Source organism: Maribacter sp. HTCC2170 (assembly GCF_000153165.2).
Lineage (GTDB): Bacteria > Bacteroidota > Bacteroidia > Flavobacteriales > Flavobacteriaceae > Maribacter_A.
Genome location: NC_014472.1, coordinates 3,064,409 through 3,081,866, shown reverse-complemented (window position 1 = coordinate 3,081,866; position 17,458 = coordinate 3,064,409). Strand labels below are relative to the sequence as shown.

The 17,458-nt window shown below is 36.6% G+C and carries 10 protein-coding genes; 9 read left to right on the top strand and 1 reads right to left on the bottom strand.

The annotated features are described in order from the left end of the window. Positions 1-47 precede the first annotated feature (47 nt). The 9 genes from FB2170_RS13425 (at position 48) to FB2170_RS13385 (ending at position 16,790) form a co-directional block, all read left to right on the top strand. A complete protein-coding gene (locus FB2170_RS13425; RefSeq protein ID WP_013307117.1) occupies positions 48-2,438 on the top strand; it encodes a penicillin acylase family protein in 2,391 nt (796 codons plus the stop codon). Between the two features lie 221 nt (positions 2,439-2,659). Next, positions 2,660-3,427 (top strand): hypothetical protein, encoded by a 768-nt coding sequence (locus FB2170_RS13420; protein WP_013307116.1) that lies wholly within the window; start codon positions 2,660-2,662, stop codon positions 3,425-3,427. Beyond that, positions 3,424-6,165 (top strand): carboxypeptidase-like regulatory domain-containing protein, encoded by a 2,742-nt coding sequence (locus FB2170_RS13415; protein ID WP_013307115.1) that lies wholly within the window; start codon positions 3,424-3,426, stop codon positions 6,163-6,165. Before FB2170_RS13420 ends, FB2170_RS13415 begins: the two co-directional genes overlap by 4 nt. Before the next feature lie 11 nt (positions 6,166-6,176). Then, positions 6,177-7,355 (top strand): DUF4249 domain-containing protein, encoded by a 1,179-nt coding sequence (locus FB2170_RS13410; protein ID WP_041632868.1) that lies wholly within the window; start codon positions 6,177-6,179, stop codon positions 7,353-7,355. 12 nt (positions 7,356-7,367) lie between these two features. Next, positions 7,368-9,149: a hypothetical protein gene (locus tag FB2170_RS13405; RefSeq protein ID WP_013307113.1), complete on the top strand. Its 1,782-nt coding sequence runs from the start codon at positions 7,368-7,370 to the stop codon at positions 9,147-9,149. A 170-nt stretch (positions 9,150-9,319) separates the two neighbouring features. Further along, entirely contained in the window at positions 9,320-12,097 is a 2,778-nt protein-coding gene (locus FB2170_RS13400) for a TonB-dependent receptor (protein WP_237701134.1), read from the top strand. A 21-nt stretch (positions 12,098-12,118) separates the two neighbouring features. Beyond that, positions 12,119-13,402: a DUF4249 domain-containing protein gene (locus FB2170_RS13395; protein WP_158306096.1), complete on the top strand. Its 1,284-nt coding sequence runs from the start codon at positions 12,119-12,121 to the stop codon at positions 13,400-13,402. Between the two features lie 13 nt (positions 13,403-13,415). After that, positions 13,416-15,182: a hypothetical protein gene (locus FB2170_RS13390; protein WP_013307110.1), complete on the top strand. Its 1,767-nt coding sequence runs from the start codon at positions 13,416-13,418 to the stop codon at positions 15,180-15,182. Positions 15,183-15,254: 72 nt separating this feature from the next. Then, entirely contained in the window at positions 15,255-16,790 is a 1,536-nt protein-coding gene (locus FB2170_RS13385) for a YifB family Mg chelatase-like AAA ATPase (RefSeq protein WP_013307109.1), read from the top strand. Between the two features lie 110 nt (positions 16,791-16,900). On the opposite strand, the gene FB2170_RS13380 is transcribed toward FB2170_RS13385, so the two are convergent. Then, positions 16,901-17,440 carry a DUF4440 domain-containing protein gene (locus tag FB2170_RS13380; RefSeq protein WP_013307108.1) on the bottom strand — a complete coding sequence of 180 codons (540 nt, stop codon included), beginning with the start codon at positions 17,438-17,440 and terminating at the stop codon, positions 16,901-16,903. Between the last annotated feature and the right edge of the window lie 18 nt (positions 17,441-17,458).

The following is a 17,458-nucleotide window of genomic DNA, read 5'->3' as shown; positions in this document are numbered from 1 at the left end:
TATCTTTCAAATAGTTCTATCTTTCGATTTGAACCCAAACCAAAAGAATGAAGAAGTTTAAGAAAATTGGACTGATCCTGTTAGTAATATTGGCAATTGTTGTTGTAATTGCAGGTGTTTCAATAAATAGTTTGGCACCGACTTATGAAGGCCAGAAAGACCTTAGCGGTTTATCAAGTGAATCTGAGGTATATTTTGATACCTATGGTGTTCCCCACATTTATGCCCAGAACGAGACAGATGCCTTTAGGACCCTTGGATATGTTCATGCACAAGACCGTTTATGGCAAATGGAGGTATTACGAAGAATTGGGACAGGAAGGCTATCGGAAGTGTTTGGCAGCAAAATGTTGAATACAGATAAGTTCTTTTTATCGCTTGGGATTGATGAAGCTACGAAAACAACTGTATCCCAATTAAATGAAAATAGTCCAATGGTTAGGTTATCGCAAGCCTATTTAGATGGTGTTAACGAATTCGTTAGAGAAGGTGCGACACCTGTTGAGTTTTATTTAACTGGTCTAGAAAAAGAACCCTTCGAATTAGAGGATATTTATAATACGGTGGGTTACATGGCTTTTAGTTTTGCGATGGCACACAAAACCGACCCATTAATTTCGAATATAAAAGATAAACTTGGCGCAGCATATTTGGAGGATTTGGAAATTGATGTTGATACCAAAACCGAATGGATACAAAATCATAAAGAACAAAAATCTGATTCTATACTTAACGATATTACTGCTATGGTCTCAGATGCCCTTGGTGAGCTGTCCTTACCTTTATTTGAAGGAAGTAATAGTTGGGTTATAGCACCAGAGAAGACAAAAAACGGGAAAGTGATTTTTGCGAATGATCCTCATATTGGATTCTCACAACCTTCTGTATGGTATGAAGCCCATATCAGTACACCTAACTATGAAAAATATGGCTATCATCTTGGTGGGGTGCCATTTCCGTTGCTTGCGCATGATCGTAAATTGGCCTACGGAATGACAATGTTCGAAAATGATGATGTTGATTTCTTTTATGAGGAAACACATCCAACCGAAAAAGAAAAATATAAGGGTAAAAATGGATGGGCTGCTTATGAAACGGTAACAAAAAAAATTAAGATAAAAGATTCCATTGAATATGAATTTAGCTATAAAAAAACTGAACATGGACCAATATTAAATGGAATCGCCGATCAAATAAAGGGAGAAAGGCCAATCTCGATGTGGTGGGTTTACACGCAAAGAGAGAACAATGTAATGGATGCTTTGTATGGTATTTCACATGCTTTAAATATTGATGAGTTTAAAAGTGAATTGCCAAAGATTCATGCTCCTGGTCTGAATATCATGTATGGCGATGCTGAAGGTAATGTAGCTTGGTGGGCAACTGCGCAATTGTATAAAGATGATAATAGTGCCAATACTAAGGTTGTCTTAAAAGATAGCTCTGATTTGAACGCTCCTGAACGTTATTTGGACTTTTCGGAGAATCCTCAAGCAATAAATCCGCCTTGGAAGTATGTATATTCAGCGAATAACCAACCTGATTCTATTTCAGGTATACAATATCCAGGTTATTATTTACCAGAGAATAGAGCAAAACGTATTGTGAATCTTTTAGAACCCAAAAATGATTGGGCAAAAGAGGATGTTGAAGAAATGATTACAGATGTTACATCGGCTGTAAACCCGAATGTGGTAGATGATTTGAGTAAGTTGATCGATGTTAAGTCCCTTTCTGAGGATTACATATTAAAACTGGATAAACTCAAGGCATGGAATGGAGAGTACAAATTAAATAATGTTGAACCCGCGATTTACCATCGTTGGATTTTCTTCTTCTTAAAGAATACTTTTTCCGATGAATTGGGCCAGGAAATGTTTAAGCAACTGCTTTCTACACATTTACATAAAAGAATGATTGCACCTATGGCAACTAAGGCAGAATCAGTTTGGTGGGATAACACATTGACCGAAGATAAGATTGAATCAAAATCACAAATTGTGAATGGATCTTTTATTGAAGCCTTGGAATCTTTAGAAAAGGATTATGGCCCCAATTTAAATGATTGGACTTGGGACAAAGTGCATACTATAGAGCACCCTCACCCAATTGGTCAGGTGGCAGCTCTACGTTCTTTTTTTAATGTTGGACCATATCCCATTCATGGTACACGTGAGGTCATTAATAATTTGGCCTTCCCATATGATGAAACTGGAATGTACAAAGTGTCCGCAGGCCCCTCTACAAGAAGGGTAATCGACTTTTCAGATGTTGAGAACAGTATGAGCATCTTGCCTACAGGTCAATCTGGCAACCCATTTAGTGAGCACTATGAAGATCAGGCAGAAATGTATGTAAATGGCAAATTTAGAAAGATGTTGTTGAATGAAAAGGAAATCAAGGAAACCTCAAAATCCCTCCTAACATTCAAACCTTAGAGAAATGGTTCTAAAAGGAATACTAAACAACCACAAATAATTCAAAATATATCCTGGTTGGATGAACTGCAAAAGTCTTTTATTCATGACCAATGTATGGGCTAAACTTACTAAGGGTGCCATGAGGTTTTAATAAAACCTTTTTGTTGAATAAATCTTATTTTAATTCTATAATATGTACCTTGTAAAAGGTCGTCTACAAGCGCAATACATTTGTAAGAATGCAGTTCATCAATCTGTTCAAAAAAAGTATAAATAGAAATATTAAATGCAAGGAAAATGCAGTGCTATGTGTATTCCTGTTCTGTAGTTCATTTGTAATATCCCAATCTCAAATACAAGAAACTGATGGTTACTTATGGTTCGATAGGGCTGTAGATGCAAAGAGGACAAATCTTTTCAATGGGGTCATCGAGGTCGAGAAATATAGAATGAACAATGGTAAACATAAGTTTTTCATGAATAGAAGTTTCCATCTCAGCACACTTTATTACGAAGGACAGCCTTATCATTTGGTTAAGTTGAAATATGACCTTTATGAAGATGTGGTACTTGTTAATGGGCGCAAAACATTAAGACTTGAAAATGATAAAATAAATAAGTTCATTATTGGAAAAATCACATTTGTTAAGTTAAATACTTATGGTAACAACGATCAAAGTTTGCATGGTTTTTTCGAAGTTTTAAACGATTACGGTCAATTAAAACTATATAAAAAGCATAGAAAAGATAAATTGGATCGTTTAGGTGACAGATGGGTTTACCATGATTTCATTGATGATAACAGTTATTATGTGATGTACGACCACGTCTATTATAGAGTGGAGAAGAAAAAAGATATTATTGACATTTTTCCGAAGTACAAAAGACAATTAAATACACATTCCAAAAAATCTTCTGGTCGAATGGAGCAAGAGGATTATTTATTGTTTTTATTGGAACATGTGAATAGGTTAGTATCCACAGAGCAGACCCTTGAATTGAAATGAAGAATTATATCTATATCATTTTATTAATAGGGTTTCAAGTAGCCAAAGCTCAAGACGCTCCTGTCAAAATATCGATAAATTTTGAAAATATCACCCTAAATGATGCTTTGAACAACCTTGAGGAGCTTACTGGTTTTCAATTCTATTATGTAGATACTTGGATAGAAAATCAAACCGTGACAAAGAACTATGAAAATGTCATCATTGAGGATTTACTAAAGGATCTTTTTAAGGATGCAGTGATTAATTTTTATATAACCTCTGAAAACAAGATTGTATTGACTCGCAATGTGCTCATTTATGATGATTTACTTAAGAATTTTAGGGCCAATGAAGAAGAGGGTTCATTTGTAACTGAAGTAGAACCTAGACCAGCGCCTATTTTTGTTATGGAACGCAAAGGAACCCAGAACATTGAAACCTCTAGGGTAGGAAAAGAGGATCCAAATAATAAAACAAGAAAGTTTTTACTTAGTGGCTATGCCCAGAATACGCGAACCAATGAAAAGATTATTAATCTGGCCATTGTTGTCAAAGGAAGTGATATTGGTACTATGACTGACGCTAATGGTTTTTATTCACTGGAACTCCCTGCGGGCTATAATCAATTAGAACTTAGCACTCTTGGTATTGAGAAATTGGTGCGGAATGTAATTATTTTCAACGACGGTAACTTGAATTTTGAATTGAACGAAAGTTTAGAAGTTTTGGATGAGGTAATTGTTGAGGCAGATGCAGCAAAAAATGTTGATAGGGCCATTACTGGAGTAGCTCAGATTGAGGTAAAAAAAATAAAGACCATTCCATTGGTTTTAGGCGAACGAGACATTCTTAAGGTAGCAACTACCTTACCAGGGATTACAACGGCAGGGGAAGGGGCCTCGGGCTTTAATGTGCGAGGGGGAAAAACCGATCAAAATTTGATTCTCTTGGACAATGCCTTGATATACAACCCCGCTCACTTTTTTGGAATTTTTTCAGCTTTAAACCCCTTTACCACAGGTAGTGTAAATATTTATAAAGGAAGCATCCCTGCAGAATATGGGGGTCGATTATCTTCGGTTTTTGATATCAATACCAAGGACGGAAACAAGGAAAAGTTTGGTGGTGAAGCTTCTTTAGGACCCGTTACCAGTAATCTCACCCTTGAAATCCCATTGATAAAAGATAAAGCCTCGTTATTGGTCGGGGCTAGGGCAACCTACTCAAAATGGATATTGCGCTCATTAAAAGACGCCTCGTTGAAAAAAAGCAATGCTTCATTTTACGATGGAATAGTCAAATATCACCATAATATAAACAAGAAAAATGATGTTCGATTAACAGGATATTATAGTAAAGATGCATTCAATATTACTTCAGATTCATTATACGGGTATAGTAATGGATTGATTTCCCTGAGATGGGATCGTCGATTCAATAAAAAGCACAGTTCAAGCCTGTTGCTATCGAACAGCAATTATAAATTCAATATTGCATTTGATGACAATTCCCCCAACGATTTTGATTTAGGATATGATATTGATGAGACAGAGGTTAAACTCAAGTTTAGATACAACCATAGCGCTGCACATAATTTTGGGTATGGCCTTTCAAGTAAGTTATACAAGGTGAACCCTGGAAATTATAAATCAATAATAGAAGACATTACAATTCCAAAGGAAAAAGGACTTGAATCAGCCATATTTATTTCCGATGAATTTAAAATAAGCGAAAAGTTCTTGATGAATTTAGGTTTTAGATATTCAATGTTCACAGCACTGGGGGAAGGAATGCAACGTGTTTATGAAGAGGACGTGCCCAAATCTGAAAATACCTTGGTAGAAGTTCGTGACTACGACAAAAATGAAGCAATCAAAACATATGGCGGTCCGGAATTCAGATTGTCTACAAGATATTTCTTGGCCCCGGATTTGTCCGTTAAGGCAAGTTATGGGAACACATTTCAGTATATTCATACCTTATCAAACAACACCACTGTATCCCCAACAGATACCTGGAAACTATCAGATTTAAATATAAAGCCACAAAAGGCCAATCAGTTTTCTTTGGGAATATACAAGAATTATGATGGTAACTTGTTTGAGTTGAGTGCAGAGACCTATTACAAGAAATCTACCGATATTATTGACTATAAAGTTGGTTCTGAGCTTTTGCTCAACGAGGCAATAGAGACAGAGGTGTTCCAAGGAGAGGGGAAGTCTTATGGTATTGAGTTTCTACTCAAGAAAAATTCAGGAAAGCTTAATGGTTGGTTAGGCTACACTTATTCTCGATCACTGATTAAATTCGATAGTGATTTTAGGGACGAACAGATTAATAACGGGGAATATTTCCCTGCTAATTTTGATAAACCCCATGACATAAGCTTGGTCACCAATTATAAACTAAGCAAACGCTATAGCTTCTCTGCCAATTTTGTTTATCAAACAGGAAGGCCTATAACCTATCCGATAGGTAATTATGTCTACAGAGGGGAAGAATTTGTGGTTTATAGTGATCGTAATAAATTCAGGATACCGGATTATTATCGTTTGGATATTAGCTTTAATGTTGAGGGTAACCATAAGATAAAAAAGTTCGCCCATAGTTTTTGGAACATTTCAGTATATAATGTATTGGGCAGGAATAACCCATATTCGGTATTTTTCGTCACAGAAAATAGGCGGGTAAGGGCTTATAAAAGTTCCATATTCTCTATTCCTGTTCCTACTATAACCTATAATTTTAAATTCTAATATAAAATAAAATGTCAAGGCTCTGCCCATTAAATACAACTGTTAAACATTATGCCCAAATGTTGGTGTTATGCTTGCTGGTATATGGGTGTGTAGAACCTTTTGAGGCCACAACACAGTTGTTTGAGAAGATTATGGTAATCGATGCGACAATTACTGATGAGGTCAAGAATCAGGAAATTCACTTGAGCAGCACATTTCAATTTGAGGAATTTGTTCGAGCACCGGAAGAAGGGGCCGCAATCAAGGTAGTTGATGGTTCTATGGTAGAATATCCTTTTCAGGAGGTATTGCCAGGCAAGTATGTTTCAACTTTTGCTTTTGGTGCCCAACCAGGAGTATCATATCAATTGCTCATTACCACAACTGATGGCAGAAATTATACTTCAGATCCTACAATGGCACCACCTTCAGACCCATTTTTTGATTTGAAGGCAACAAAAACCTTCAATGATGTTGGGGAAGAGGGGATGTCAATAAATGTGGTTTACCCTCCGAACAATGAAACAAAGTATTACAGATATGAATATGAAGAAATGTATAAAATCATTGCTCCCAAATGGACGGATGTTACGTTACAATGGATAAATGAATTTGAAACCATACAAGTACCTAAGGATCCCCCCGGAGGAAGAGTTTGCTATAAATCAGACGAATCCAACACCATTATTTTTAATAGTACAAAGAGCAGCGATTTAGAAGAATCGCTTGAATACCCAATTCGTTTCATTAATAACAATGATTATTTTACACTATTACATCGCTATGGTATTTGGGTAAAACAGTTCGCAATTACTAGAGCGACACATACCTATTTAGAAACATTGAAAGATTTTTCAGGGCAGGATAATATTTTATCACAGACACAACCTGGTTTTTTTAGTGGTAATGTCTACTCGGAAGATTATCCAGATGAAAAGGTATTGGGTTACTTTGATGTTACTTCCGTAACCACCAAAAGTTTGTTTTTTAATTATAGGGATTTTTACCCGAACGAACCCCTTCCGCGCTTTATAGATGCTTGTGCTGAAACTTCCCCGGATCCTGCTCTACTTCGCAAATTATTAGATGATGGGACAGTAATGTTTTATCTAACAGATGGTTTTCAAAACCATTTTGTGGTCAATAGGGTATGTGGGGATTGTACCGTATTGGGACAATCAGAGGTTCCCGAATTTTGGATTGATTAATGATTATGAAAAATGAGTTTAACTAAAATAAGGTTATTAGCGGTATTGTTGTTGGGTACATTGGTACTTCATGCACAGGCCGTGGTCAAAAACAGTGAACACATTAATGGGTACAATGCACTACATGGGGAGACGGTTTATATTCATCATAACGCAAGTTTATTATTGGCTGGGGAACAGTTATATTATTCAATATATTGCTTGGATGTCGACTCGAAATTGCTAAGTTCTTTAAGCAAAATTGCCTACGTTGAACTTGTTGGTGCCAATGGAGAGCATATTTTTAGACATAAAATAATGCTAAAATCGGGCGTTGGCCAGGGAGATTTTTTTATCCCTACATCAGTTCCCACTGGGAATTACAAGTTACTGGGATATACCTTATGGATGAAGAACGGTAGTACCGACTATTTCTTTAAAAGCGATATCAATATTGTTAATCCCTTTCATAAAAACCAAGATTTAATTTCGGAACAAATAAAATCATCTGAGGTCGATTCTACCATCAATGATCCAATCAATGATGGTAAGAAAGACTCCAGGACTGATTTTGATAAAATTAATATCAAAACGGACAGAGCAACCGTTAGTAGACGGGCAAAGGTACGGCTTACAATACAGAACCTTGATGATACTGGAGGGTATGGAAATTATTCTATTTCAGTCCGAAAGAAAGATGGGATTACCGCTCCCGTACCGATGAGTGCAGAAATGTTCTTGAAAAGTATTTCTAGGTTGGGCCCCAATTCACCAATTGGCAACGATTCCATTTATTTACCGGAGTTAAGAGGGGAAATCCTTTTTGGCAAGGTCATATCCAAAACGACCGATGTTTCTGTCAGTAATCAAAAAGTGGCTTTATCGATACCAGGAAAAGATTATGTGATTAAAATTGCAAAAACAAATGAAGATGGTATGTTTTACTTTAATTTGGATAAAGTATCCGACCAAAGTTCTGCTCATATCCAGATTTTAAGCGAGGATGGAAATAAGAATAAAATAATAATGGGGAATAACCAATCCCCGTCAGTACCAAGTTTTAAGTTCAATAGTTTGGAATTTTCCCCTCAAATGGCAGAATTACTCGTAGAGCGAAGTATACATAATCAGATAGAAAACGCTTTTTTAGACGTAAAATCAGATACTTTTAGTCCCATCTACAATACAAAGCAATTTTATCAAAAATATAATCAGGTATACGATCTTGACGATTATACGCGGTTTAACACTATTAAAGAGGTTATACTAGAAGTGGTGGATAATGTCAAGACAACTAAAAGTTCTAACGGTGAATCAGAGTTACAAATCAAAGGGTATGAGAATATTTCAGGAATAAGGATACAGCCTATGGTCATGGTAGACGGACTTTTGCTTCAAGATCATACAGGTATATTGGAATATGATGCCCGAAAGGTTAAGAAAATAAGTGTAATGAGTCGTAATCTAAAAATGGGCCCCCAATCATATAGTGGCGTGATTGCCTTTGAAACCTTAGATGGCTCGTTTCCCTCATTATACCAAAACGAGGAGATAGGCGCCTATGAAATGTTCGGTCCATTAAGGCAAAAAAGCTACTTTCATCAGGAATATGTAGAGGGGGTGAATACGAGTATTGACCATTTGCCCGATTTTAGGTACCAATTACTATGGATTCCAATGATTGAACTCAAGGAAAACTCCAAAATAATAGATTTTTATACTTCCGATGTTAATGGTGTTTTTGAAATTTGTGTTGAGGGGATTACTGAGGATGGAATACCTATTTCTTTAAAGACAGATTTTAGGGTGAAATAAAACGAGAAGATGGTTAAGGCCATAATCGCTGTGCGAAATCAACTTTTTGAGTATTGTCATTTATTCCCTATTTTAGATAACCAATAGCTCATTCAAATCTTTAAAACTCAACAACAAAAAAACTTGTCTTTGTCTGATTTCCATACGAAGTAGCTTAAGATTAATTAATGATGAAAAGGGTCATATTTGTCTTCTATTTGTTTTTCTTAGGTAATCTTGCAATGGCTCAGCAGGATACTACCAAAATTTCCATTTCCTTCAATGAAATCAGTATTGAATCAGTTTTTGCTAAAATTGAAGAATCTACCCATTATCAATTTTATTATTTGAACGATTGGTTGGTCGATAAGTCAGCCTCAGGTAATTTTAAAGAAGCCACACTAAATCAAATCCTTGATAAGCTCTTCAAAGACACTTCTTTAAATTTTTATGTACTAAACGATAAAAAGGTTATCCTGAGTAAGAACAACATTATTTACGATGAATTACCGGGAGGTTTCTTCAAAAAGGGAATACAGGATACATTGATTACTATCTCAGAAGCACCCCAGGAAAATATATTCACCCCTGTTTTTTATGGGCAGAATAGTACAGATGAAATACTTGAGGTTGAAACTGTACGCATTGGTAAGGAAAGTTTACGAAATGGGCAAAAAAACTACCGTCTTTCTGGATATATAAAGAATTTAGAGACGGGAAGACCAATTAGGGATTTGACCTTGCTTGTGAGGAATGGAAAAATAGGAACCGTAACCAATGTTGATGGTTATTACGAAATTGATTTGCCACCAGGGTTGAATATTTTAGAAACCAAAGCGCTTGGAGTCAAAAGTCAACAAAAGAGAGTAATCATCTATAGCGATGGGCAATTGGATTTTGATTTAGAGGAAGGAATAGAACAGTTGGATGAAGTTGTGGTTGAGGCTGATCAAAGAAAAAATGTAGAAGAAGAAATTACTGGAACAACTATTATTGTTGCAGAAGAGAGTAAAGACATTCCGCTGGTTTTAGGTGAGCGAAACATTCTTTCTGTAGCCACCAAACTTCCAGGAATAACTAATGCAGGGGAAGGAGCTACAGGCTTAAATGTAAGAGGGGGTAAAACAGACCAAAATCTGGTTTTATTGGATAATTCGGTGATATATAACCCTACTCATTTCTTTGGAATTTTTCAGGCACTTAATCCGTTTGTTACCAAAGGTGTCCAAATTTATAAAGGAAATATTCCTGTTGAATTTGGGGGCAGGCTGTCATCCGTTTTCGATATATCGACGATTGATGGTAATAAGGAGAAGTTTACCGGTGAAGCTTCTATAGGCCCTGTAACGAGTAATATTGCTTTGCAAATTCCCATAGTTGAGGAAAAATCTTCATTGGTCATTGGGGGACGGGGAGCATATTCCGATTGGATACTTCGTTCCCTTGAAAATGAAGACCTTAAAAATAGTGAAGCATCTTTCTACGATGTGATTGCAAATTATACCCATGAGATAGACGAAAATAATAGTATCAAAGCTACTGGGCATTATAGTAAAGACAGTTTTAGTATTACAACAGATTCTCTTCACCAATATAGTAATAGACTGTTTTCTTTGGAATGGAACCATAGATTTAATGAGAAAAATAGCGGCCATTTGCTTTTTAACAATAGTGAATATGCTTTTGAAATTGACTATGATGGGTTATCGAATAACGATTTTAACCTGGGCTACAGTATTGATGAAACCGAGCTTAAGCTAAAACTTAATTATTTGCCAGATTCCCTTCATACTATTGATTACGGCCTATCTGCAAAATTGTATTCGATTAAACCAGGTTATATTGAACCTTTGGGCTCAGAGTCGGTAATAAATTCTTCATCAATCCCTAAGGAACGTGGTCTAGAGGCCGCCATTTTTTTAGGCGATAATTTTCAAGTAACAGAAAAATTGGGATTGAGTGCAGGTATTCGTTATTCACTTTTTGCTGCACTCGGTGAATCTGAACAAAGGAATTATATTGCTGATCAGCCAAAAAATGAGGGAACATTTCTTGGTACTACCAGCTACGGGAAAAATGAAGTAATAGAGACTTACGGTGGACCTGAAATAAGGGCATCTGCACGATATTTATTTACTCCTGACTTCTCGGTCAAGGCCAGTTATAATAGTATGTACCAATATATTCATACCTTGAGTAACACAACGACAGTTTCTCCAATTGATACATGGAAACTTTCCGATTCGAATATAGAACCACAAAAAGGCAGTCAATATTCCTTAGGGTTCTTCAAGAATTTTGACGACAATAATTATGAATTGAGCCTTGAAGGATATTATAAAAAATCCACTGATATTCTCGATTTTAAAACTGGAGCTCAACTTTTGTTGAATGACCAAATAGAGACTGAGGTTCTTCAAGGGGAAGGAAGAGCTTATGGGTTGGAGTTCCTTTTAAGAAAAAACAGTGGTAGAATCAACGGTTGGTTGGGTTATACCTATTCACGGTCAGAGATTAGATTTGATGGGCAGTTTGCCGAAGAAAGAATAAATGAAGGTGCCTATTTCCCTTCCAATTATGATAAGCCGCATGACCTTAGTCTGGTAGCTAATTATAAATTCACCAGGCGTTATAGTGCCTCAGTTAATTTCTCATATCAAACGGGAAGGCCCATTACTTATCCTATTGGCCAATATAATTTCAGGGATTCGGAATATGTGTTTTATAGTAACAGAAACGAATTTCGTATTCCTGATTACTATAGATTGGATATCGGAATTAATATAGAAGGAAATCATAAAATCAAAAAGTTTGCCCACAGCTTTTGGAATGTTTCTGTTTACAACGTATTGGGTAGGGCCAATCCTTATTCAGTATTTTTTGTCTCGGAGCAGGGAGAGGTAAAGGCTTATAAAAGTTCAATTTTTTCCATACCAATTCCTTCAATAACATATAATTTTAAATTCTAGATGATTTTCAACTACAAAAATATGGGTAAACAAAAACGAACGGTCACTGCTGATAAGGTTTGTGGCGTAGTTCGATTTGTGTGCGTGTTTATTATTGTAGGTTGGTTTAATGCTTGCGTAGAGTCTATTGATTTTGTTATCCCCAACCGAAAAAATTTAGTGGTAGACGCATTATTGACGAACGAAATAAAGCATCAGGAAGTTAAATTATCTTATGCCTATAAATTAGAGAATGATAGTATTGCCAAGGCAAGTGGGGCGACCGTTACAATAGTAGATAATTTGCAGAATGAATATTTGTTTAATGAAACCGAGGAAGGTCATTATATTTCTAATAATGAGTTTGCTGCTCAAGCAGGTGTTGGATACCAACTAATGATTTCAACTAATGAAGGAAAAAAGTATAGCTCAAAAGTTGAGGCGTTTAATGGAGTTGCAAGTGTGAGTAATTTATGGGCAGATAAAAGTGAAAATTTCAATGGTGATGCTGGTATACTTATCTCTGTAGACGGAAGTAGTGATACATCAGCTCTTTTTAGATACGAATATGAAGAAACATACAAAATTGTAGCACCTAAGTATATTGGTTTGGATTTTGAGTTGACCAATTATGACCCATGCAGTTGGCCTTTAACATATGATCTTGATATTGTAGTTAGAGATGACCAACAGCAGATTTGTTATGGGAACAGAAAATCAAATCAAATCATATTGGGTAGCACTGCTCAACAGAGCCAAAATAATTTTGAAAAACATCCTATAAAATTTATTTCTGCAGATGATTTTGCAATTTCACATAGGTATAGTATTCTGGTTAAACAGTATGTTCAATCCGTTGATGCATATAACTATTTCAGTACATTAAAAGATATTTCCACTTCTGAAAACTTGTTTTCTGATAGTCAGCCAGGATTTTTGGAAGGTAATATGATGGCAGAAGATTCCGAAAATAACTTGGTTCTTGGATATTTTGAGGTTGCCTCAGTATCATCAAAACGTTTATTTTTTAATTACGAGGATTATTTCCCCGATGCTGAACTGCCAGATTATCCGATAGATTGTGAGAACAATTTTATTCAACCAGAAATTGAGCATGATGTTCTGTGTAATGATAATGCAGACTTTCCACATCGGAGTTGCGGGCGTTCGTTACTTCAATTAATTGATGAAAACCTAGTTGCGTACGTAACAGAGGTAGTGGGGCCATTTGAGGAATGTGAAGGACCGTACGTTGCCGTGCCAAGGGTTTGCGGGGATTGTACTGAACTGGGGAGTAATATAGTACCAGATTTTTGGATTGAGTAATATGATATTAAGAATGAGCACCAAAAACATCTTATTATTTTTTATTGCAGGGCTAATGGCCTGTATTGTCAATGGTCAATCTGAATCTCTTTCTATATATGATAAGTACCAGGGCAATGACAGCGAAAAGGTATATGTAGGTGTTAATACTACCTTATTATTTACAGGAGAATATTTATACTACGCGGTTTTTTGTCTTAACGATAAAACCAAGCAACCGAGTGATATTAGTAGCTTGGCTTATGTGCATTTGGTCTCTGAGGACGGCACAACAGTTTTTAAGCATAAAATTGGCCTAAAAAATAGTAAAGGCCAAGGAGAGTTTTTTGTTCCTACTTCAGTGCCATCCGGTAATTATAGGCTTATTGGATTTACAAAATGGATGCTCAACGGTAGTCAGGATCTTTTTTTTCATGAGGATATAAGCATTATAAACCCATATCAAAGTAACCAGAGCGCAATACTTGATAGTGGCATGAAATCAAATGAGTATGTAAGCACATACTCTTCGGATGAGAGAGCGGAAAAGGACAAAAGATTTGTTTTGGAAACTGATAAAAGGGAGTATGCAAAGCGGGCCAAGGTAACATTGAACATTAAAAATTTCAGAGGTGCATCGGGTTATGGTAATTACCTTCTTTCAGTTCGAAGAAAATCGGAGTTCAAAACACAATTATTGGGAAAAGACCCAATAAAGTTTATTGAACAGTATAGCGTGTTGACCCAGGGAAAATTACCTAAGTACCAAAACATAAATCATCTTCCAGAGGTGCTAGGGGAGCGTGTTTTAGGCAAAGTCATCTCGAGTAGTCCAGATATTGGTATAGCAGATAGAATAGTGGCAATTTCAATTCCCGGAGATGATTTTCAGTTGAAAGCAGCAATTACAGATGAGGACGGGGAGTTTTATATTGACGTATTTCAAAAATATACCAAACCACTGATTATCGCTCAGCTAATTGATGGTGATAGGGAAGGGCTGAAAGTTCAAATTACAGAGGAACCATCGTTTAAATTTGTGGACCTTAAATTTAAAAAATTCAGTATTGACTCAACAATGAAGAAGTCGATATTGAAAAGAAGCATTCATAACCAAATAGAAAATGCTTATTTCGAAGCACGACCTGATACACTTATTACCAGCGAATCCGATAATCCTTTTTGGGGAAGTGAAGTAGAAGAGTATAATTTAGATGATTATACGAGATTTCCGACCTTAATTGAAACTATGGTTGAAATTATGCCTTTTGCTTCTATTAGAAGGGACGGTCCCGATAATTTCATCTTTAATGTTAGGTTGTTCGACACCTATGAAGGCCCAGAACAAGGAGCCCTGGTTTTTATTGATGGGATGTTGATAACAAGCCATAAACGAATTGTAGAGCTAGATTCTAAAATTATTGAACAAATAATGGTGGTAAGGGACAAGTTTGAACTTGCGGGTAAAGGTTATCGAGGATTAATCAATATAAAAACGTTTAACAAGGATTATTTCGAAACGACCAACGAGGATTATTTGACAAAACTTCAGCTTAGACCACCTGGTAAAAACAAAAAATATTTTAAACAACACTATGGTTTGGGGCAGGAAAATGACAATAATAATGTTCCAGATTATCGATATCAATTACTATGGGAACCCAATGTAAAACTTGAGGGTTCAGGGGATAAGTTCGATTTCTTCACTTCAGATGTGCCGGGCATTTATGAAATTAAGTTAGAAGGCTTTTCAATTTACGGGAGGCCGGTTTCACTACATAATACAATTACTGTCGAGTAATTTTTTATTTGACATCGCTCTTCAAATCATAAAATCTTTACTTACATTTAAGCCTACAGAATTAATAGAAGTATGCTTACAAAAGTTTTTGGTAGTGCCGTCTTTGGCGTTGAGGCCACAACAATCACGGTTGAGGTTAATGTAGACAAGGGAGTGGGGTATCATCTGGTAGGTCTTCCTGACAATGCCATCAAAGAGAGTAACTATCGTATTGCAGCTGCCCTCCTTAACAATGGTTATAAAATACCTGGGAAAAAAATCACTATTAATATGGCTCCGGCTGATTTAAGAAAGGAAGGCTCTGCCTATGATCTAACACTGGCCTTGGGCATTTTAACTGCTTCAGGGCAAATACAATCAGAAAACTTGGAGAAGTACGTTATTATGGGAGAACTGTCCTTAGATGGTAGTTTACAGCCCATAAAAGGCGCTCTTCCCATTGCCGTGAAGGCCCGTGAAGAGGGTTTTACTGGTTTCATATTGCCAAAAGACAATGCCAAGGAAGCAGCTATAGTTTCAGATTTAAAAGTATTTGGGGTAGAGAACATCAAAGAAGTCATAGATTTTTTTGATGTTGGGACTCAATTAGAAGAAACAATTGTTGATACACGAGCCGAATTTTATAAGAACCTTGATTTTCCTGAGTTTGATTTTTCTGATGTTAAAGGGCAAGAGAGTATTAAACGTTGTATGGAAATTGCCGCAGCTGGGGGACACAATATTATTCTGATTGGCCCGCCAGGTTCAGGAAAAACGATGTTGGCAAAACGCTTGCCTTCTATTTTACCGCCGATGACCTTGCATGAGGCACTTGAGACAACCAAAATTCATAGCGTGGTAGGCAAGATCAAGAATATGGGACTCATGAGTCAACGCCCCTTTAGGTCACCACATCATACCATTTCTGATGTTGCTTTGGTTGGTGGAGGTGCATATCCGCAACCAGGTGAGATTTCTTTATCTCATAATGGGGTACTTTTTTTGGATGAACTCCCAGAGTTTAAAAGAGGTGTGTTGGAAGTAATGAGGCAACCTTTGGAAGATAGAGAGGTTACTATTTCAAGAGCCCGTTTTACAGTGACTTATCCCAGTAGTTTTATGTTGGTCGCTAGTATGAACCCGAGTCCCAGTGGCTATTTCAACGACCCTGATGCACCAGTAACATCTTCTCCGGCTGAGATGCAGCGCTATTTAGGAAAAATCTCCGGGCCTTTATTGGACCGGATCGATATTCATATCGAAGTAACACCTGTTCCCTTTGAGAAACTCTCTGAAGAGCGTAAAGGGGAGGGCAGTGTTGAAATTCGCAATAGGGTAACTGCAGCTCGGGAATTACAGACAGAGCGATTTAAGGAATTGGAGAATGTGCATTACAATGCGCAAATGAACACAAAGCAGATTCGTGAGCATTGTAAAATAAATGAAGCATCAAAAGCACTGTTGAAAAACGCTATGGAAAGACTAAATTTTTCTGCACGAGCTTATGACCGTATTTTAAAAGTTGCTCGAACAATCGCAGATTTAGAGAACACCAAAGAAGTCTCAGGAAACCATATAAGCGAAGCCATTCAATATCGTAGTTTGGATAGAGAAGGGTGGTTGGGGTAGTGGGATTTTTGAAATTAAAACCATGAGCTATAAATGCTGATTTTTAATTGTTGAATGCTAATACCTAAATGAGCCTTACTACCTGTTTTTAAAGAGTTACGTACCGATAATTATTCCAATAATTCCCATTCCTCTTCAGTTGCCTTAGATTTCTGATATTCCATTATCATCATCCAAGCGTTATCACGTTTGACGAGTAAGGCCTCAAAATGTATGAATTGCTTCGGATTGACTTCACCACTGTTATTATTTGATTGAAAGACAAAAATTCCCATTTCATGTGCAGTGGTTTCGTCACCTACGCGCTGTGAGAACCTGAATTCTACACTATTCTCTGTCTTACCTGCTTTGGTGTCAATAAAGTCTTGTTTCCAGTTTGCCAAAGCTTTGGTAATTGACATAGATGTTTTGTTTTCTCCGGTAGTAAACACAACAACCGCATCGTCATGGTAGGTGGCCTTGTAGCCCTCAAAATCACCCTCACTTACAGTTCTCGAAAGCTCGGTCCAGAAGTTGTCCAGTTCCACTAGGCGTAACGAATCATTTGAAGTTTCTATTTTACTGTTTATGTCGTTTTTATGATTACTCGAATTAGCAATTGCAACGCTTATTGTAAGCATTACGGTAATAAAAATCGTAAATTTTTTCATATGTGTGTTTCAATTTAT